Origin of the sequence: Vibrio sp. D417a (assembly GCF_030248595.1) — a bacterium.
Taxonomy (GTDB): Bacteria; Pseudomonadota; Gammaproteobacteria; order Enterobacterales; family Vibrionaceae; genus Vibrio; species Vibrio alginolyticus.
The window spans coordinates 79,391-99,556 of record NZ_JAHGAM010000011.1 but is presented as its reverse complement, the minus strand read 5'-3'; the positions used below and the strand labels follow the sequence as shown (position 1 = coordinate 99,556).

The following is a 20,166-nucleotide window of genomic DNA, read 5'->3' as shown; positions in this document are numbered from 1 at the left end:
TGTCTACAAAGTGCGTCAATAATGAGAGTGACGTTTGAGTGATGCATGTCTGCTTTACTTAGGTATATACTTATGGAATTCGCATCAATGAGGAACGAATATGATCCAAGAAATCATAGAGAAGAAACTACACAGTGAGCTGCAACCCAGCTATCTCAAAGTCATTAATGAGAGCTACATGCATAATGTGCCACCAGGCTCAGAGAGTCACTTCAAAGTGATTGTTGTGAGTGATTCGTTCGCGGGACAGCGTTTGATTGGGCGCCATCGTCAAGTTCATCAAATTTTGGCAGATGAACTGGATAACCAGATTCATGCATTAGCTATTCATACATACACTGATGAAGAGTGGAAGCGTGAACAAGATGGCGCCCCTGATAGCCCGATGTGTATGGGTGGCGGTCACTAAAAACGCAAGATATAAAGGTGCAGAGAAAGGTGGCTTAAGGCCATCTTTTTTCGTTTTACATTCTTTAGGGACGTTAACGTGGCACAAATTCTGGTTAAAAAATGTGTTAACAGTGTTTCAACAAATGAATGGAAATTGCAGAATATTTCAGGCGATGAATATCACTTTTCCATAAGATATGTATGGAATATGGCATTTGTGCGATGGGTCAAAGTTATGACTATTCTTTGACCTTTTAGACCTGATTCTACCGAAATAACCCCTCTATTCTAATGATTGATCATGGCATCAAGTTCCTAAAAAATGCTAGACTACGGCACCTGATAAATCTCGCGTATTCCTTGTGACGAGATTTTTAATAGGATGTTGCGATTTTGATGTTTAAAACAACATCAAAACCGGACACTGATGTCGTGTCTAAAAGTTACGCAATCAAAAGAATCTTTTTCCCGATAAAAGTAGTGCAAGTGCGTATGATTACAATAAAGAAGGGCTTGGATCTTCCTATCGCAGGAACTCCATCCCAGGTGATTAATGATGGTAAGACCATCAAAAAAGTCGCCTTGCTTGGCGAAGAGTACGTTGGCATGCGACCTACCATGCATGTCCGCGTTGGTGATGAAGTGAAAAAAGCGCAAGTTCTTTTTGAAGATAAAAAGAACCCAGGCGTGAAATTTACTGCACCAGCAGCCGGTAAAGTGATCGAAGTTAACCGTGGCGCTAAACGTGTCCTTCAATCTGTAGTGATTGAAGTGGCAGGTGAAGAGCAGGTGACATTTGATAAGTTCGAAGCCGCTCAACTTTCAGGTCTAGATCGTGAAGTGATCAAGACTCAGTTGGTTGACTCTGGCTTATGGACCGCTTTACGTACTCGTCCGTTTAGCAAGGTTCCTGCAATCGAGTCTTCTACTAAGGCTATTTTCGTAACTGCAATGGATACTAATCCACTAGCAGCTAAGCCTGAGTTGATCATTAATGAGCAACAAGAAGCATTCATTGCTGGTCTAGACATTCTTTCAGCCCTGACAGAAGGCAAGGTTTACGTATGTAAATCTGGCACTAGCTTGCCACGCTCTTCACAGTCTAACGTAGAAGAACACGTCTTCGATGGCCCTCACCCAGCAGGTCTTGCTGGCACCCACATGCATTTCCTATACCCAGTAAATGCAGAGAATGTGGCATGGAGCATCAACTACCAAGACGTTATCGCGTTCGGTAAGCTGTTCCTAACTGGTGAGCTATGCACAGATCGTGTTGTGTCTCTAGCTGGCCCAGTTGTGAATAACCCTCGTCTAGTTCGTACCGTAATGGGTGCAAGCTTAGATGACCTAACAGATAACGAGCTGATGCCTGGCGAAGTTCGTGTGATCTCTGGTTCAGTACTAACAGGTACACATGCAACTGGTCCACACGCATACCTTGGCCGTTACCATCAACAGGTTTCTGTATTACGTGAAGGCCGTGAAAAAGAACTATTTGGCTGGGCAATGCCTGGTAAGAATAAGTTCTCGGTAACTCGCTCTTTCCTTGGTCACGTATTCAAAGGTCAGTTGTTCAATATGACAACGACGACCAATGGTAGTGATCGTTCAATGGTTCCAATTGGCAACTACGAACGCGTAATGCCTCTAGATATGGAGCCTACTTTGCTGCTTCGTGATCTATGTGCCGGCGACACAGACAGTGCTCAAGCACTGGGTGCGCTTGAACTGGATGAAGAAGATCTAGCATTGTGTACCTTTGTATGTCCAGGTAAGTACGAGTACGGTACGTTACTTCGTGAATGCCTAGATACTATCGAGAAGGAAGGGTAATTTTCATGGCTCTTAAAAAGTTTCTTGAAGACATCGAGCATCATTTTGAGCCTGGTGGCAAACACGAAAAATGGTTTGCCCTGTACGAAGCTGTAGCAACAGTTTTTTACACCCCAGGTATCGTAACAAATAAAAGCTCGCACGTTCGTGATAGCGTTGACCTAAAACGTATCATGATCATGGTTTGGTTTGCGGTATTCCCAGCAATGTTCTGGGGTATGTACAACGCAGGTGGCCAAGCTATTGCAGCACTTAACCACATGTACGCTGGTGACCAACTAGCGACAGTTATCGCAGGTAACTGGCACTACTGGCTAACAGAAATGCTTGGCGGCACTATCGGTGCGGAAGCGGGTGTTGGCAGTAAGATGCTACTAGGTGCGACTTACTTCCTGCCAATCTACGCAACAGTATTTATTGTTGGTGGCTTCTGGGAAGTGTTGTTCTGTATGGTGCGTAAACACGAAGTTAACGAAGGTTTCTTTGTAACTTCTATCTTATTCGCACTTATCGTTCCACCAACGCTACCTCTATGGCAAGCGGCACTAGGTATCACATTTGGTGTTGTTGTAGCAAAAGAGATCTTCGGTGGTACAGGTCGTAACTTCCTTAACCCTGCACTTGCAGGTCGTGCATTTCTATTCTTCGCTTACCCAGCACAAATTTCGGGTGACGTAGTATGGACTGCAGCTGACGGCTTCTCTGGTGCAACTGCTCTTAGCCAATGGGCTCAAGGTGGTAACGGTGCTCTAGTTAACACAGTAACTGGCGCTCCTATCACTTGGATGGACGCGTTCATCGGTAACATCCCTGGCTCTATTGGTGAAGTATCGACTCTAGCTCTAATGATCGGTGCAGCGATGATCGTTTACATGCGAATCGCTTCATGGCGCATCATTGCGGGTGTGATGATCGGTATGATCGCAGTATCGACTCTGTTTAACGTGATCGGTTCTGACACTAATCCAATGTTTAATATGCCATGGCACTGGCACCTAGTTCTAGGTGGTTTTGCATTCGGTATGTTCTTCATGGCAACGGACCCAGTATCAGCGTCATTTACTAGCAAAGGTAAATGGTGGTACGGCATCCTGATTGGTGCAATGTGTGTGATGATCCGTGTAGTTAACCCAGCGTACCCAGAAGGTATGATGCTGGCGATTCTATTCGCGAACCTATTCGCACCTCTGTTCGACCATGTAGTGATTGAGAAGAACATCAAGCGGAGACTAGCACGCTATGGCAAGTAATAACGACAGCATTAAAAAGACGCTGGGTGTTGTTATCGGGTTGAGCCTTGTTTGTTCAATCATCGTATCAACAGCAGCAGTAGGTCTGCGTGATAAGCAAAAAGCTAACGCTGTCCTAGATAAGCAATCAAAGATCGTTGAAGTTGCAGGCATTGACGCAAACGGTAAGAAAGTACCAGAGCTATTTGCTGAGTACATCGAACCTCGTCTAGTAGACCTTGAAACAGGTAACTTTACTGAGGGTAATGCATCTACGTACGATCAACGTGAAGCATCAAAAGATGCAGAACGTTCAATCGCATTGACACCAGAAGAAGACGTCGCTGATATCCGTCGTCGCGCGAATACAGCAGTGGTGTACCTTGTAAAAGATCAAGATGAAGTCCAAAAAGTTATCCTGCCTATGCACGGTAAAGGACTATGGTCGATGATGTATGCCTTTGTAGCCGTTGAAACTGATGGTAACACTGTGTCTGCTATTACTTACTACGAGCAAGGTGAAACTCCTGGACTTGGTGGTGAAGTAGAGAACCCTTCATGGCGCGATCAATTCATTGGCAAGAAATTGTACAATGAAGATCACCAGCCAGCGATTAAGGTCGTGAAAGGCGGCGCACCGCAAGGTTCTGAGCACGGTGTTGATGGCCTATCAGGAGCTACGCTCACTAGTAATGGTGTTCAACACACATTTGACTTCTGGTTAGGTGATATGGGCTTTGGTCCTTTCCTAGCAAAAGTTCGTGACGGAGAACTTAACTAATGTCTAGTGCACAAAACGTTAAAAAGAGCATTCTAGCGCCAGTATTGGATAACAACCCAATCGCGCTACAAGTTCTTGGTGTATGTTCTGCTCTTGCAGTAACAACTAAACTAGAAACAGCTTTTGTAATGACACTAGCGGTAACATTTGTAACTGCGTTGTCTAACTTCTCTGTTTCATTGATCCGTAACCACATTCCTAACAGTGTGCGTATCATCGTTCAGATGGCAATCATCGCATCGTTAGTAATCGTGGTAGACCAAGTGCTAAAAGCTTACCTATACGATATCTCTAAACAGCTATCTGTATTCGTTGGTCTGATTATCACTAACTGTATCGTAATGGGTCGTGCTGAAGCATTCGCAATGAAGTCTGCGCCGGTACCATCTCTTATTGACGGTATTGGTAACGGTCTAGGTTACGGCTTCGTTCTTATCACTGTAGGTTTCTTCCGTGAGCTATTTGGCTCAGGCAAACTATTTGGTCTAGAAGTTCTACCTCTAGTGAGCAACGGTGGTTGGTACCAGCCTAACGGCCTAATGCTACTAGCACCATCAGCATTCTTCCTAATCGGCTTCCTTATCTGGGTAATCCGTATTCTGAAACCAGAACAAGTAGAAGCGAAGGAGTAAGGACGTCATGGAACATTACATTAGTCTGTTAGTTAAATCGATTTTCATCGAAAACATGGCTCTGTCTTTCTTCCTAGGTATGTGTACTTTCCTTGCCGTATCTAAGAAGGTTAAGACCTCTTTCGGCCTAGGTGTTGCAGTTGTGGTAGTTCTGACTATCGCTGTTCCTGTGAACAACCTGGTATACAACCTAGTTCTGAGAGAGAACGCGTTAGTTGAGGGCGTGGACCTTAGCTTCCTAAACTTCATCACCTTTATCGGTGTAATTGCAGCACTTGTACAGATTCTAGAGATGGTCCTAGACCGTTTCTTCCCACCTTTGTACAACGCGCTAGGCATCTTCCTACCGCTGATCACAGTAAACTGTGCAATCTTCGGTGGTGTATCTTTCATGGTACAACGTGACTACAACTTTGCTGAATCGATCGTTTACGGTTTCGGCTCTGGTGTGGGCTGGATGCTAGCAATCGTTGCTCTTGCAGGTATCCGTGAGAAGATGAAGTACTCTGACGTACCTCCAGGTCTACGTGGTCTTGGTATCACATTTATCACTGTAGGTCTTATGGCGTTAGGCTTTATGTCTTTCTCTGGTGTTCAACTGTAAGTCGGGTAAACCGCAACAATTAAGGAATAGTCAATGGACATTATTCTTGGTGTAGTGATGTTTACTCTGATCGTACTTGCACTAGTACTAGTGATTCTTTTCGCTAAGTCTAAGCTTGTACCAACAGGTGACATTACAATTTCTGTGAACGATGACCCTTCTCTGGCGATCGTTACACAACCAGGTGGTAAGCTACTGAGTGCTCTAGCAGGTGCTGGCGTATTCGTATCTTCTGCTTGTGGTGGCGGTGGCTCATGTGGTCAGTGTCGCGTAAAAGTTAAATCAGGTGGTGGCGACATCCTACCAACCGAGCTTGACCATATTACTAAAGGTGAAGCGCGTGAAGGTGAGCGTCTAGCGTGTCAGGTTGCAATGAAAACTGACATGGATATCGAGCTTCCTGAAGAAATCTTCGGCGTTAAGAAGTGGGAATGTACTGTTATCTCTAACGATAACAAAGCGACATTCATCAAAGAGCTTAAGCTGCAAATTCCAGATGGCGAATCAGTACCTTTCCGTGCTGGTGGTTACATCCAGATTGAAGCTCCTGCTCACCACGTGAAATACGCAGACTACGATATTCCTGAGGAATACCGTGAAGACTGGGAGAAGTTCAACCTTTTCCGTTACGAGTCTAAAGTTAATGAAGAGACCATTCGTGCATACTCTATGGCTAACTACCCAGAAGAGCACGGTATCATCATGCTTAACGTTCGTATCGCAACTCCGCCGCCGAACAACCCAGACGTACCACCAGGCATCATGTCTTCGTACATCTGGTCTCTAAAAGAAGGCGACAAGTGTACTATTTCTGGTCCATTTGGTGAGTTCTTTGCGAAAGATACAGATGCAGAAATGGTATTCGTTGGTGGTGGTGCTGGTATGGCTCCAATGCGCTCACACATCTTCGACCAACTTAAGCGTCTGCACTCTAAGCGTAAGATGTCTTTCTGGTACGGCGCACGTTCTAAGCGTGAAATGTTCTACGTAGAAGACTTCGATATGCTACAAGCTGAGAATGACAACTTCGTATGGCACTGTGCACTGTCTGATCCACTTCCAGAAGATAACTGGGATGGTTACACTGGCTTTATTCACAACGTTCTTTACGAGAACTACCTACGTGATCACGAAGCGCCAGAAGACTGTGAATACTACATGTGTGGTCCACCTATGATGAACGCAGCTGTAATCGGCATGCTAAAAGATCTAGGTGTAGAGGATGAAAACATCCTACTAGATGACTTCGGTGGTTAATTCCTCCAAGTGATTGAATCTATGGCTAGCTCTCCAAGAGAGCTAGCCATTGTTTTTTATAGACATAAAACTGATACTCAACAGTTGATATAGGTAATCGGATTGAAAGGATTGGTCCTATTTCCCATATCAATTCAACAACATTGGGAGTTAACAAGTGAAAAAGTGGCTTGTTGCATTCGCTTCTCTATTGATTTTGGCTGGCTGTGAGCAGCCTGCAGATCAAATTCATTTAAGTGGCCCTACCATGGGGACTTCTTACAACATCAAGTATATCGAGCAAGATGGTATTCCAACGCCAAAAGCGATGCAGACAGAAATTGATCGCTTATTGGAAGAGGTTAATGACCAAATGTCGACCTATCGTGACGACTCAGAGTTAAGTCGTTTTAACCAGCATCAAACGAGCGAGCCATTTATAGTTTCGACACAAACAGCAACGGTAGTGAAAGAAGCAATTCGCCTTAACGGTCTTACTTTAGGTGCGTTGGATGTGACGGTCGGCCCTCTAGTTAATCTGTGGGGGTTTGGTCCAGAAGCTCGTCCAGATGTAGTTCCAACCGATGAAGAACTCGCTGCTCGCAAAGCAAATACCGGTATTCACCACCTATCTGTTGATGGTAATAAACTGTCCAAAGATCTTCCTAATTTGTACGTCGACCTATCGACGATTGCGAAAGGTTGGGGGGTTGACGTGGTTGCTGACTACCTTCAATCTGAAGGGGTACAGAACTTTATGGTCGAAGTTGGCGGTGAAATGCGTCTCAAAGGTGTCAATCGTGAAGGTGTGCCTTGGCGTATCGCAATTGAAAAACCGACCGTTGATGAACGTTCAATTCAAGAAATTATTGAACCAGGCGACATGGCAATTGCAACAAGTGGTGACTATCGTAATTACTTTGAGAGTAATGGTGTGAGATACTCTCATATTATTAATCCACGAACAGGCAAACCAATTCATCATAAAGTGGTGTCTGTAACGGTATTAGATAAATCGTCGATGACTGCTGATGGTCTTGCAACTGGTCTTATGGTGCTAGGTGAAGACAAAGGCATGGCAATTGCGAACGAAAATAATATTCCTGTTTTCATGATTGTGAAAACGGAAGATGGTTTTAAAGAGTTGGCTTCGGAAGCATACAAGCCATTCATGAAGAAATAACAACAGAAGTGAGCATGTTTTTATGAATACATTTCTAATTACCTTTGCTGTGTTTGTCGCGGTAATCACTGCAATGGCTGTCGGATACATTTTCCAAAAGAAAGTCGTGAAAGGTAGCTGTGGTGGCTTAGGGGCAGTTGGCATCGAAAAAGTGTGTAATTGTCCAGAACCCTGCGATGCGCGTAAAAAACGTGAAGCGCGCGAGGCTGCGCGTGCTGAGAAATTGGCGGCGTGGGAAAAAGATAGAATTGCTTAGTATTGGTTAATCGTACTAAGAAAGTGATAAAGCTCAGCGTTCTGCTGAGCTTTATTTTTAGGCAGCTAACCAAAACTCAAATGTCCGAGAAAGAGCCCAATACCGTGTTTTGTTGTTTCTTTCTCTCATGTTACAGAGCAAGACCACACTGATAGTCATTAGGACGAAGAAATGATTTGGTTACGTCCGTTCTCTTTGGCCATGTAAAGTCGCTCATCCGCCACTTTTATTTGTTGTTCCAGCTCCCCCTCGATGTTGCTTACACCAATACTCGCGGTCACAAGAATGTTTTTGTCCAAATAAGTTATTGGCGTTTTTTCTATGCGCTGTCTCATTTGTTCTAAGCGTGTTAGAAAGCCGTCATAGTCGCCACTGGCTTGAATACAAAACTCCTCGCCACCAAGCCTAGCGACAATATCATTTGGAAAATAGATTTTTAGAATATTCGCTATCATGACTAGCACTGCATCGCCGCCCTCATGTCCGTGTGTATCATTTACTTGCTTAAAGAAATCGATATCAAGCATCGCGATGTTTCTTTGAGCGTTTTCTACATGGGGTTGCTCAAACAGAAAGCGGCGGTTCCATAAGCCCGTTAGCGCATCTTGATTTGCCATTTTAAACAGTTCAGATGTTGCGTCTTTGATATCTAACAGTTGGTGAATACGGCAAAAAAATTCTTCTTGATTAAATGGCTTGTATAAAAAGTCATTGGCCCCTGCTTTTAGAAACCTAGCCGTCATGGTCTTAGAGTTACTACCCGACAAGCCGAGAATGGCTAATTGATTTTTATCCCACTTCCGACGTAATTCACGCACCATAGTAATGCCATCTTTAACGGGCATATCATGGTCGGTTAAAACGAGAGTGATATCTGGATTTTGCTCGACAAGCTCTAGGGCTTTTTGCCCATTGTCAGCTTCCAACGTCTGAATATATTGATGCTCCAAAAGTTGGGCAATGTGTCTTCTTACGGTGTGTGAATCATCAACGACTAAACATTTGTGTTGTTGATTGTTGGTTAGTCGCTTGAGGAGTGGTAATAGATAGGAAACGGACGCCATGCTGTCTTTCAAAATATAGTCGAGGACACCTTTTGCAAGCATCTTTTCGCGAGTGTCTTCTTGAAATCGAGCCGTTAAAACAATGACACGATGACCATGTTCCAAAACGAGGTCAATAATCTCGCCATCTTGAGCATCCGGTAAACAATAGTCTAAAACCGCACAGAAGAGGTCCTGTGCTGAAGATAACAAGTTCTTTGCCTCCGCGTAGCTTTCCGCTGCGATGACCTCATAACCAGCTTGGCTTATTGTTTGGCAAAGAAAGTTTTTAAATGCACGACTATCTTCAACAACCAGAATCTTATTACTCAAGCGCAGTCCCCAAAATTAATTGTTTAAAATCAATGATAACTAAAATTAAACTTATCGCCATCAAAAAACACATGTCAACCAAAAGTAGAACAACTACTCAAATGTTTGACACGCATCCGTTAACATCACATCATTATTCCTGTCTTAGTTATATAATTATGTTTAGCTAACGTAGGGAGAAAGTAGTATGGAAATGCATCAACATGGTATGGCTGAGCTATTTCAACAACTGGGCCTCGGTAGCTCTCCTCAAGAAATGAAAGATTTTATTAATCAACATCGACACAAAAGAGATTCTGCGCCTTTACATGAAGCTAGCTTTTGGACTATGTCACAGGCGAACTTTCTAAAACAAGCCATCGAAGAAGATGCAGATTGGGCCGAATTGGTCGATCAATTGGACGTAATGCTTCGAGATTGACGTTCGCTTAAACACGCCCATTTATCTTCAGGTAGATTTGATTTATACTGTTTTTTTGAACAGTGCTTTGGTGGCTATGTCAGATCGAATTAGAAAAATTATTCATGTCGATATGGATTGTTTTTATGCTGCCGTAGAGATGAGAGATAACCCCAGTTACCGTGGCATTGCACTCGCTGTTGGCGGACATGAAAAGCAGCGTGGAGTGATTAGCACCTGTAATTATGATGCGCGTAAATATGGTGTTCGCAGTGCAATGTCAACGGCGCGCGCGCTGCAACTCTGTCCTCATTTGTTGGTTGTGCCCGGTAGAATGCATGTATACAAACAAGTCTCTCAGCAAATTCGTGCTATTTTTGAGCGTTATACGCCTATCATTGAACCTCTCTCATTGGATGAAGCATACCTCGATGTCACGGACTCGACAGCTTGCCGTGGCTCCGCAACGTTGATCGCAGAGTCAATTCGCCGTGATATCTGGAGTGAACTTGGGTTGACGGCATCGGCGGGCATTGCTCCGATTAAGTTTCTTGCCAAGGTCGCGTCAGACATGAACAAGCCCAACGGTCAGTTTGTGATTCCTCCAGAGAAAGTCCAAGAGGTTATCGATAGTCTTCCGCTAGAGAACATTCCTGGTGTGGGAAAAGTGAGTCTTGAGAAGCTCCACCAAGCCGGTTTTTATCGATGTGAGGACATTAAAAACAGTGACTATCGAGAGTTGTTGAGGCAGTTTGGTCGCCAGGGTGCCTCCTTATGGCAGCGAAGCCATGGAATTGATAATCGAGAAGTCGTTGTTGAGCGCGAGAGAAAGTCCGTCGGTGTGGAAAGGACATTCAGCCAGAACATCGCAACCTATGATGAATGTTGGCAAGTGATTGAGGAGAAACTTTATCCTGAACTCGAGAAACGTTTAGAGCGTGCAAGCCCAGATAAGTCGATTATTAAACAAGGTATTAAAGTCAAATTTGCCGATTTTCAACTGACAACAATTGAGCACATCCATCCGCAATTAGAGCTTGAGGACTTCAAGATCTTGCTAAGAGATATTCTTAAACGCCAAAATGGACGGGAAATTCGCCTTTTAGGCTTGAACGTGATGCTCAAGCCCGAAGACCAAGCGCGTCAATTGAGCTTTTTTTAGGCCCTTCCCGTTTCTACCTGCGTTAATACCTGCTCAAAACTTACGTTTGCCATTGCACCATAACCTGCTAGCTTTGAGGCTTTTAGCTGGCTAATCAAAGGAGTGCTGATTCCGCACAAGAAGCGAGCAACGGCATCATTACTGATGGCCGATGGGGAAAGCTGAATAAACTCCTGCGCCCATATCGATACTTGAGATTGTTCAATATCTTCAGATTCTGGTGCTGTGAATGTGGCGACGTGACCACGACACACGGAGCAGTGACCACATTGCTTTGGTGCATCGTGATCCGCAAAGTAGTTCGCCAATTGTGAGCTCAAACAGTGCTCGGACTGGAACAAGTGCAGCATGGTGTGGATTCTTTCGATATCTTTGCTTTCTTTGGATTGGAACAGTTCAGACAGTTGTTGGATTAAAACATCCGAGCTCTGTTTGGTTGGCATAACTGAGTACACGTCCGTCAGTTGTTTGCTCTCTAGTTCTATCCAGCCGTTCTGGTGAAAATAGTCGAGCGCTGCGACAACTCGGCTGCGTTCCGATTGATAGTTCATCCATAGCGCTTCTAGATCAACTTGGCACCACACTTTGGCTTTTTGTGAGCAGGAAAAAATAGCCTCCACAAATTGACGTCGCTCGCCTTGAAATTGATTCACAATAAACTGCTGATCGTGCAATAACTTAAACCGATATTCCGCAAAGTAACTGTACTTTGCTTCAATGACGTTATGTAGCTCCAAATAAACCAACAAGGTTTTGAGTGGCAATTGGCGGATATTACTTTCACGCGACAAACGCAGTGGCACTACCTCCCATTGTGGAGCATGTTCTTTCGCTTGCTCGACTACATAGTTAATTGACGTAAATTCTGGTGTGTCACCATAGACAAAATTCTCCAACACCGTTAAGCCGGACGTATTGCCTAGCAGAATGCACTCAGAGCGTTGCCCGTCCCTGCCTGCACGTCCAATCTCTTGTGCGTAGTTCTCGATTGATTTGGGTAAGTCGAAGTGAATGACGCGTCGAATATCAGATTTATCGACCCCCATACCAAATGCAATCGTTGCAACAATACAGTCAATTTGGCCATCCATGAACTGCTGTTGGATTTGTTCACGAACGTCGCTTTTCATGCCAGCGTGGTATGCGTGAGCGTTAATGCCAATATGGATTAATGACTTTGCTACTCGTTCTGCTGTTTGCTGCTGCGTCACGTATACGATGGTCGGAAGCTTAGGTGAAGAGGCGATGATCTCACTGAGCTGTTCTTGTTTCTTTGTTTCCTCACACGGGATCACCGAGATATCCAGATTAGAGCGGTAGAAGCCTGTAACGGTAATATGTTCACTGGCAATATCGAACTTTTTTTGCATGTCTTCAATAACTGCAGGCGTTGCCGTTGCGGTGAGAAGTAAAGACTGTGGGATGTTCAGTTCACGTTGATATTGCGGTAGTTTGAGATAATCTGGACGAAAGTTATGCCCCCATTCGGAAATACAGTGCGCTTCATCAATGACCATCAAAGAAATCGGTACTTGGCGAATGAATTCACGAAAACGCTCATTTTTTAGTCGCTCAACAGAAATCATCAAGATTTTGATTTGTCCATTCTTCACGCCAGCCATGATCTGTTGTGCTTCTTCTCTACTTTGACTGCTATCGATAGAAGCGGCCGCGATTCCTTTACTTTGTAAAAAGCTCAGTTGATCCTTCATTAACGCCAACAACGGAGAGATCACCAGCGTAAGGTTGGGTAATATGGTTGCAGGTAGTTGATAACAGAGTGACTTCCCCGAGCCTGTAGGAAAGATTGCCGCAGCAGAGTAACCATTCATAACGGCTTCAATAACGGGTTGCTGACCTTGGCGTAATGAGTCAAAGCCAAATACAGATTGAAGTGTTTGATGCAGCGAGTCACTTTGCATAATAGGGAAACCTTTCTTTGATGGTAAACTTGGCTACATTAACACACCCCGAATACTAAACGCGCGTCCTAAAAGTATGAACAAAGCTGACTTAGTCCAAATTATCATCCAACATCTGGAAGAAAAACTTCAAGTTGCCCATGCATCGGCTCAGCGAGCGATCGATGCCGCGACAGATGAAGAAACTGTTCCCGAGCACAAGTACGATACATTGGCACTTGAAGCCGCGTATCTTGCTCATGGACAAGCCATGCGAATCCAAGATAGTGAAGAGGAATTGCGTCAATATCGTTCTTTAGTGACTCGCGACTTTAAGAATGCGCCTGTTGGTGTTGGCGCTTACGTTGTTCTCGCAGATGAGAATTTGCTTGAAAAGCACTTCTTTGTAGGCCCTTGCTCTGGTGGTTTGACTGTTCAATATCAGGCTCAGGAAGTCTTTGTCTTAACAGCTAAATCTCCTCTGGGTCGAGCGTTGTTCGGAAAAGAAGAAGGTGATGAGGTTGACGTGAAAATAGGAGATAAAACAACTTGTTACGAAGTCGTGACGATTTGCTGACATCTCATGTATCACTCAGTGTTATGTTTAACACGAGTAATGTTAAATAAAAGAGAATGACATGAAAAAGCTTTTTACACTCTCATTGCTGATGGTCAGTGCTACTGGTTATGCAGCGCAGTGTCGTGTGGACATCAATAATGAAGTCCGTATGGATGGGCAAAGCTTGGAAATTCGCCAAACGACAGGTGATAAAGCCGTCGTGGATGAGGATAACAACCTCTTCATCAAAGGTGAGCTAATTGAACTCAATTCTGACCAGAAAGCGGCAATTGAAGACTATCGCGAAAAAATGAACGCGTATATTCCACAAGCAAAGCAATTGGCGAGTGATGGTTTAGCGCTTGCGAATGATATTATTGATGATGTTGCGGAAAGCCTAGACGCACCTGGCGCGTTTGATAACGTCAAAGTCGCAGTACAGGACTTTTTCGCTGATGTTGAATCACGTTACTACAAAGATGGCGATTTCATTCTACCAGCGGAAAGTTTTGAGTCCATGACACAAGGGTGGACTGAAGACTTTGCAAAAGCACAAGAGATCTTCAATAAAGAGTTTTTAGCGAGTTCGTTGGATGCTTTATCGAAAAAAATGAAGGAAGAGGGGGGAATAAACCTCACTGCATTATCGGAGAGTATGGCTGAACTCAGCGCGAAAGTAGAAGAGCGTTTAGCTGAGCATTCGAAAGAGGTAGAGCAACAAGCAGAAGACTTGTGTGACTCGTTGGATGACATGGCAGGGCAAGAAGACGATTTGTTGAAGAAAATCCCTGAGCTAAAAGATTACCGAGTATTTACGATTTAATTACTCATTAAAAAGTAAAAACTCGATGAGATAAAGAAAGAGAGCACTATTGTGCTCTCTTTGCGTTTTACTCGCTTGTTCTTTGGTTGCTTATTGCGCGTTCATCTCGGTGAGCTTATCGCCGACAGGTTTTGAGAAGTTAAAACCATCATGCTGATCCCAGTTGATAGACCATGTCATTACTCCTGCATAATTCGGGTAATTGAACGCTGGCTTGACGGTGCCACATGAAGTGCCTTTGGTTAAACAATCTAGTGCGCTGATAATATTCTGTGTCGGAGCCTGCCCTGAATTTGCCGAGCTAGGACCTGAAGGTAAGCCGATTGCGACTTGATCATCACGTAGTGGTGCAAACTGAGTGCCGTCGGCCAATTCAAAGCCTTCGATAAGCATTTTAGATTGCGCTACCATCATATCCACAGAGCCTTCTGGTGCACTGCTTGGCAAGTATGGGTTTGGCAAACCACCGTTGTTATATAACTGGACGTGAAGCAAGTCGAGCGTGCTGCGTGTCTCGTTAATCACAGGGATGTACGCCCCCCAAATACCGCTGTAAGCCACATAACCACCTTGAACATAAGGGTGCTCAGGCGCCATGGTTAGGTACATATCGCCACCCATGTTTTGCTCTATTTGAAGCAAAGCACGACCAAGGCGAGCTTGAATTTGCGAGCCATGAACTAAGTTAGAACCACTCTCTAAATCCACATCTAGACCATCAAAGCCCCACTCAGCGATAAGACCTGTTAGGCTAGAGACAAAGTTGGCTTCATCTTGGTCGGTATTCAGCGTAATCGTGCCTTCTGCGCCGCCAAGAGAGAGAACAAACTTCTTACCTTTAGCTTGAAGCGCTGCCATGTCCTGCTTGAATTGTGTTGGATCGAGTGCTGGACAATCGCTGTAAATATCGCCTGAATATAGATTAAAGTGCACGGTGCCATCACTGTTGCGATCATTTTCAGCAAAGGCAATATCAATCACATCCCAAGCATCTGCCATATCTGCTAGACGAATTGGACAGCCCGCTCCATTTACAAAATTGTGCCAGTAACCGATGAGTTTATGGCGTTTATCTACTTGCTCAACCACCGTTATTGCTGCGGCGTCAGACAATGCATTGCTTCCTGACAAATCCACAGCTTGGGCGCTAACTGTAAAGTTACCAATTGCAGTTGGTGTCCAGTTGGCTGTGTAAGGTGCGGTGGTATCGGTTGCAACAATAGAGCCGTTGATCATGAAATCAACGTGTTTAATGCCTGAAGTTAAAGACGTTGCATCGGCGCTTAATGAGAGGCTTTTGCCTAATCCGGTGGTCTGACCGCTGCTTGGTGAAGTCAGAGAGACGACCAAATCTTTATCGCTGACTTCCACACCAACCAGGGACTCTGACGTGTTGTTATCATTATCGGTTGCGACGGCTTTAAGCTGGTTAGCGCCAATAAGTGTGGCGTTCCAAGTAACGGAATATGGCGCTTGAGTGGTGACCCCTAAGCTGGTGTTGTTCGCAAAAAACTCAACTTGCGTGACTGTGCCATCAGCATCGCTTGCGTTTGCCGTGATTTCGTTATTGCTGCCAGCGAGCACGACTTGTCCATCCGTTGGTGCCGTAATGGTAACTTGCGGTGGTGTCGAACAAGCACCTAGGCCACTCCAAGCATCTTGCCAGTATAGCCCTTCACCAGGCTCGTAAGCCCATGTCGCATCCGAGGAGCACCAACCAGCAACATCACAACGATATTTTTGGTTGAAGTGAGAAACCAGGTCGCCAGCTTGATAACTTGTGCCTGCCACATAAGGTACTGCATCTGCACATCCGCCCGTTCCGGTTTCTGAATTACTAATAACCAGCGCTACTTCTTGGCTCATCGTTGCGAGGTTTGTATCATCAGTCGCTTGTGCTTTGAACGAGTATGTACCTGGACTAGCGGTCCATTGATATTCGTAAGGTGCGCTAGTATCAATGGCGACAGATTGATTGTTTACGAAGAACTCAACTTGTGTGACCACACCATCAATATCGTCAGCTTGAGCGGCTACGGTTAGGTTATCGCCTACATTAAGCACTTCTGTGCCTACTGGGCTTGTCAATGAAATGCTTGGTGGCGGTAATTCGACTTGTGGTTGAACTTGGATAGAAATCGTCGTGGTGCTAACAGCTCCCTCATTATCTGTCGCAATTGCGGTCACTTGCGAGATCCCTTCAATAGCTGTCCAAGAAGCTTCGAATGGTGCTTGAGTTACCACAGCAACGGTTTGGTTGCCTGCAACAAACTCAATTTGTGTGATTTGGCCATCTTCGTCAGCTGCGTTGGCTAACAAAGTGATCGCACTGCCTTCGGGAATTTGTGCGTTGTTTATTGGAGAGGAGAACGACACCGTTGGTGATAAATTGTTGCTTCCACCATCACATTGCCCTAACGCTTTCCATGCTTCCCAAGATCCTGAGTTGGTCACGGGATCATTGCCTTGCGTCCAATATGCAGCCTCATAAGCGGCTCCTTGCGTTTTTACTAAAGCGCCCGATGTATAAGTCGCAGTGCTGTCCCAGTCGGGTAGACTTTGACAGTTATAGGCTTGAGCTTGGTAGCTGGCGCTGAGTGCTACAACCATCGCTCCGTGAAGTAGGGTGACCTTCATTTTCCTCTCCTTGAATCATGGGTATAAATGAGAACAGAGTAATAACTAGCTGATAAATAGACATTAGGGGGAAAAAGCGAAGCACAATATTCTGCTTTTCGACACAGTATCACGAGGAACAGTTCGTCCCTTACACCAGAGCTCATTATTTTTCGGCTCACTTCACGGCAGAAGGATTGGCAAAATTCAGCCACGTAAAACGAACAACAGTCGCGAGGCTTTTGAGCGATGAATATGAGATGTACGTTAAAATTTACAAGCTGAATGACTACAAATTGTTTCAACTGTCGAGGATTTAACCGAGGTGCTCTTGTTGAATAGTGAATATTGCTATAGTGTACTAGTTAGCTAGTTCAATGATATTTTTGTGTGAGTAGTATGACACAGCAAACCTCTTCTCAGCCTCGCGAGCATTTTGGCTCTCGTCTCGGGTTCATCTTAGCTGCCGCAGGTGCCGCAGTTGGCCTTGGCAATATTTGGGGCTTCCCAACTCAAGCAGCCAGTAATGGTGGCGGTGCTTTCCTGTTAGTTTATTTGGTGATGATTCTTATCGTCGCATTTCCGATGCTGGTGGTTGAAATGGCGATTGGTCGCCATGGTCAAGCCAACCCTGTAGACAGTATGCGTGCAATCACAGATAACCCTGCCGGTAAAAAGCTCGGCGGCATTGTGGGTTGGATTGGTTTAAGCGTACCAAGCGCTGTCTTAGCGTTTTATTCAATTGTTGGTGGTTGGTTGATCTGCTTTTTACTGGGTGCAATCACAGATCTAATGGGGTTAGAAGCTGCAACTCAATGGCTAAAGGGCTTTAGTGTTGAACGTAACTTGTTCGGAACCATTACTTTTTATGTACTGACGATTCTCATCGTACAAGGTGGCGTAAAACAAGGTATTGAGAAGTGGTCCACACGTTTGATGCCAGCATTGTTTGTTCTGTTTGCTCTGCTATTTGCTTACATCATGACGCAAAACGGTGCGATGGAAGGTCTGAAACATTACCTAGTGCCGGATTTTGAAAAGGTATGGGACCGCAAGTTGATTCTTGCTGCAATGGGACAGGGCTTCTTCTCGCTTACGATCGGTGGCTGCTCAATGTTGATTTATGGATCTTACTTGAGTAAGAAAGAAAACCTACCAAAGATGGCGATGAACGTGACCATGGTAGATACTGCCGTTGCTTTCATTGCAGGATTAGTGGTGATGCCAGCGATGTTTGTGGCAATGCAAAAGGGCGTTCAAATCTATGCAGAAGATGGCTCTCTATTAAGCTCAGATACGTTAGTGTTTACGGTATTGCCACTAATGTTTGATAGTTTAGGTTTGCTTGGTCAATTATTCTCTATTGTGTTCTTCTTATTGCTGACGATTGCGGCGCTAACGTCCTCCATTTCAATGTTAGAGTGTCCAGTGGCTTTAGTGAGTGAGCGTTTCAACACCAAGCGTAGCGCAACGAGCTGGGTTTTAGGTGGTCTCATTGCCTTGTTCAGTGTGGTGATTGTTTATAATTTTGGTGCTCTATTTGGTATGGTCGCGACGGTTGCTACTCAGTATCTACAACCAACCGCTGCGCTCTTATTCTGCTTATTTGGTGGTTGGGTATGGAATCGCAACTCAAAAATCAAAGAGCTTGAGCAAGGTTGCCCCGAGTTTACGCAAGGTTGGTTTGGTAAGTTATGGCCAGCGTATGTGAAGTTTGTATGTCCAATTCTTGTGGCGACAGTCATCTGGGCTTCATTTGGCTAACCGAGACGCCTATCGAATAAAAGAAAAGGGCTTGATGGTAACTCATCAAGCCCTTTTTCATATTGGTTATTCTCGTTTCGGTTATCCGCCAAGAATGGTGTTGATTAACGGAATTGTCCTGCTTCTGGAAGAAAGTCAAAACCAGCAGAAGCCAGTTTTGTCTCCAGTGCTGTGCGTTCGATATCGAAGAAAGCCACCAGTTTATCTAAGTCACCACCGAAGTCGTCGCGTAGCTTCATATTCACAATGCTCATCAGCATGACAGGATCCATGGATTCAAAGTTCGCTAGATTCATTACTTATCCTCAAAATCTGAAATCAGTAGGTTTGCCGCAGCAAATGCCGCTTTTTCACGCACTTCTTTAGGCAGGGACTCATCCGCTGCAACATCGTTCAGTGCTTTAACTGCACATGAAATTGCTTGGGGAATATAAGCTTGATCGCCACTACCAATCTGAGCATAAAGCTCACGAACCAGTTCACAACAGCCGTATACTTGCATGTTTTCTTTCCACTAAATGATAACTTATCTCAATATACACACAGCGGATTTGAAACTCAAAGTACAGAGTTGTTTTGGCTCAAGTTGAAGGTTTGCTTGAGCGAGATTTAATCACTGCATTTGTGCTTCTAACTGCTGGGTGACTTCTGGTGAAAGTTGAAGTTGTTTTGCTAGTTCTTGCAGATACGCTTTTTCCATAAAGTTTTGTTCATCAGCGACGATCAAAGACGCCAGGTAAATTTCTGACGCTTGTTGAGGAGAGGTCGCCTGATTAGCAATTTCAGCAGGATCAAGCGGTTTGTTTAACTCTTGCTGAACGAGGTGACGAACGTGCTCATCTGCGCCCATATCCGCGAGAGCTTGTTCAATGCGCGCCATTTCCTCTTCATCAACGTGACCATCAGCTTTTGCAGCTCCAATCATTGCTTTTAAAATTAAGACACTGTGTTTACTGTCATCGGGGTCAAAGGTTTCTTGAACACCTTGACCGGATTGCTTGGCTTGCCAGTCGTTATACACTTTGTAGGCCAAGGCTCCAAGCGCAGCTGCGCCACCGACTTTTAATGCGTTTGACCCTATTTTTTTAGTCATTTTTTTACTTTTCTTTGAGCCCATCAGCATACCGATGAGGCCTCCGCCTACCGCACCTGCTCCTAGCGTTTTTAGACTACTTGAATTTGATGAGGATTTGATGTTGTTGGTTTGTTTGCCCAATGCATCTGCACCTTGCTTAAGTAAGTCTGATTTGAGTGCTTGGTTTAAAAGACTTTTTAAATCCATAACTGACCTCCTTTAGATGATGAAATCAGTTTAATAGCAAGAAGCTGAACCAAAGATTAACAAAGTGAATAGTTCGAAAAAGGTGGAGGGAGGATGTTGAGCTGTAATAAAAAGGGCTGACCGAAGCCAACCCTTTTTA

20 protein-coding genes are annotated in these 20,166 nt (G+C 44.6%); 14 read left to right on the top strand and 6 right to left on the bottom strand.

What is annotated here, in order from left to right:
• Window positions 1-100: 100 nt before the first annotated feature.
• The 9 genes from bolA (at window position 101) to nqrM (ending at window position 8,144) form a co-directional block, all read left to right on the top strand.
• A complete protein-coding gene (gene bolA / locus KI742_RS12285; RefSeq protein WP_025768234.1) occupies window positions 101-409 on the top strand; it encodes a transcriptional regulator BolA in 309 nt (102 codons plus the stop codon).
• 473 nt (window positions 410-882) lie between these two features.
• Window positions 883-2,223 carry a Na(+)-translocating NADH-quinone reductase subunit A gene (locus KI742_RS12280; RefSeq protein ID WP_005380264.1) on the top strand — a complete coding sequence of 447 codons (1,341 nt, stop codon included), beginning with the start codon at window positions 883-885 and terminating at the stop codon, window positions 2,221-2,223.
• 5 nt (window positions 2,224-2,228) lie between these two features.
• Window positions 2,229-3,473: an NADH:ubiquinone reductase (Na(+)-transporting) subunit B gene (locus tag KI742_RS12275; RefSeq protein ID WP_005380265.1), complete on the top strand. Its 1,245-nt coding sequence runs from the start codon at window positions 2,229-2,231 to the stop codon at window positions 3,471-3,473.
• The gene (locus tag KI742_RS12270) at window positions 3,463-4,233 is read left to right on the top strand and encodes a Na(+)-translocating NADH-quinone reductase subunit C (protein WP_005380267.1); all 771 of its coding nucleotides are present in this window, start codon (window positions 3,463-3,465) and stop codon (window positions 4,231-4,233) included. Before KI742_RS12275 ends, KI742_RS12270 begins: the two co-directional genes overlap by 11 nt.
• A complete protein-coding gene (locus KI742_RS12265) occupies window positions 4,233-4,865 on the top strand; it encodes an NADH:ubiquinone reductase (Na(+)-transporting) subunit D (protein WP_005380269.1) in 633 nt (210 codons plus the stop codon). Before KI742_RS12270 ends, KI742_RS12265 begins: the two co-directional genes overlap by 1 nt.
• 7 nt (window positions 4,866-4,872) lie before the next feature.
• On the top strand, window positions 4,873-5,469 hold the full coding sequence (gene nqrE / locus KI742_RS12260) for an NADH:ubiquinone reductase (Na(+)-transporting) subunit E (protein WP_005380270.1): 597 nt from the start codon (window positions 4,873-4,875) through the stop codon (window positions 5,467-5,469).
• Between the two features lie 33 nt (window positions 5,470-5,502).
• A complete protein-coding gene (nqrF, locus tag KI742_RS12255; RefSeq protein WP_005380271.1) occupies window positions 5,503-6,726 on the top strand; it encodes an NADH:ubiquinone reductase (Na(+)-transporting) subunit F in 1,224 nt (407 codons plus the stop codon).
• A 157-nt stretch (window positions 6,727-6,883) separates the two neighbouring features.
• Window positions 6,884-7,888: an FAD:protein FMN transferase gene (locus tag KI742_RS12250; protein WP_005391755.1), complete on the top strand. Its 1,005-nt coding sequence runs from the start codon at window positions 6,884-6,886 to the stop codon at window positions 7,886-7,888.
• A gap of 22 nt (window positions 7,889-7,910) precedes the next feature.
• A complete protein-coding gene (gene nqrM / locus KI742_RS12245; RefSeq protein ID WP_005380273.1) occupies window positions 7,911-8,144 on the top strand; it encodes a (Na+)-NQR maturation NqrM in 234 nt (77 codons plus the stop codon).
• A 158-nt stretch (window positions 8,145-8,302) separates the two neighbouring features.
• Here nqrM and KI742_RS12240 read toward each other — a convergent pair whose 3' ends face one another.
• On the bottom strand, window positions 8,303-9,520 hold the full coding sequence (locus KI742_RS12240; RefSeq protein ID WP_005380276.1) for a response regulator: 1,218 nt from the start codon (window positions 9,518-9,520) through the stop codon (window positions 8,303-8,305).
• Between the two features lie 187 nt (window positions 9,521-9,707).
• On the opposite strand from KI742_RS12240, the gene KI742_RS12235 reads away from it, so the two are divergent.
• Together KI742_RS12235 and dinB are read left to right on the top strand one after the other, a co-directional pair.
• Window positions 9,708-9,941 (top strand): DUF2789 domain-containing protein, encoded by a 234-nt coding sequence (locus KI742_RS12235; RefSeq protein ID WP_005380277.1) that lies wholly within the window; start codon window positions 9,708-9,710, stop codon window positions 9,939-9,941.
• A gap of 76 nt (window positions 9,942-10,017) precedes the next feature.
• Window positions 10,018-11,082 (top strand): DNA polymerase IV, encoded by a 1,065-nt coding sequence (dinB, locus tag KI742_RS12230; protein WP_025768236.1) that lies wholly within the window; start codon window positions 10,018-10,020, stop codon window positions 11,080-11,082.
• Here the strand turns inward: dinB and KI742_RS12225 are convergent.
• Window positions 11,079-13,004 (bottom strand): ATP-dependent DNA helicase RecQ, encoded by a 1,926-nt coding sequence (locus KI742_RS12225; RefSeq protein ID WP_213868628.1) that lies wholly within the window; start codon window positions 13,002-13,004, stop codon window positions 11,079-11,081. The two genes, dinB and KI742_RS12225, sit on opposite strands and share 4 nt — an antisense overlap.
• 76 nt (window positions 13,005-13,080) lie before the next feature.
• Between KI742_RS12225 and KI742_RS12220 the strand changes: the two genes are divergently transcribed.
• Window positions 13,081-13,560 carry a GreA/GreB family elongation factor gene (locus tag KI742_RS12220; protein WP_005391761.1) on the top strand — a complete coding sequence of 160 codons (480 nt, stop codon included), beginning with the start codon at window positions 13,081-13,083 and terminating at the stop codon, window positions 13,558-13,560.
• Between the two features lie 61 nt (window positions 13,561-13,621).
• Window positions 13,622-14,365, top strand: coding sequence for a YggN family protein (locus KI742_RS12215; protein WP_172563512.1), 744 nt, complete (start codon window positions 13,622-13,624; stop codon window positions 14,363-14,365).
• A 90-nt stretch (window positions 14,366-14,455) separates the two neighbouring features.
• Here the strand turns inward: KI742_RS12215 and KI742_RS12210 are convergent, their stop codons facing one another.
• The gene (locus KI742_RS12210) at window positions 14,456-17,002 is read right to left on the bottom strand and encodes an Ig-like domain-containing protein (protein ID WP_285385506.1); all 2,547 of its coding nucleotides are present in this window, start codon (window positions 17,000-17,002) and stop codon (window positions 14,456-14,458) included.
• A gap of 378 nt (window positions 17,003-17,380) precedes the next feature.
• Here KI742_RS12210 and KI742_RS12205 point away from each other — a divergent pair, with 378 nt between their 5' ends.
• On the top strand, window positions 17,381-18,745 hold the full coding sequence (locus KI742_RS12205; protein ID WP_005391763.1) for a sodium-dependent transporter: 1,365 nt from the start codon (window positions 17,381-17,383) through the stop codon (window positions 18,743-18,745).
• Between the two features lie 104 nt (window positions 18,746-18,849).
• Here KI742_RS12205 and KI742_RS12200 read toward each other — a convergent pair whose 3' ends face one another.
• From KI742_RS12200 to KI742_RS12190, 3 genes are all read right to left on the bottom strand, one after another.
• Window positions 18,850-19,041: a DUF4250 domain-containing protein gene (locus tag KI742_RS12200; protein ID WP_005380289.1), complete on the bottom strand. Its 192-nt coding sequence runs from the start codon at window positions 19,039-19,041 to the stop codon at window positions 18,850-18,852.
• The gene (locus KI742_RS12195) at window positions 19,041-19,247 is read right to left on the bottom strand and encodes a YaeP family protein (RefSeq protein ID WP_005391765.1); all 207 of its coding nucleotides are present in this window, start codon (window positions 19,245-19,247) and stop codon (window positions 19,041-19,043) included. The genes KI742_RS12200 and KI742_RS12195 overlap by 1 nt, the downstream gene beginning before the upstream one ends.
• Window positions 19,248-19,358: 111 nt before the next feature.
• Window positions 19,359-20,027 (bottom strand): tellurite resistance TerB family protein, encoded by a 669-nt coding sequence (locus tag KI742_RS12190; protein WP_053306724.1) that lies wholly within the window; start codon window positions 20,025-20,027, stop codon window positions 19,359-19,361.
• Window positions 20,028-20,166: the final 139 nt, after the last annotated feature.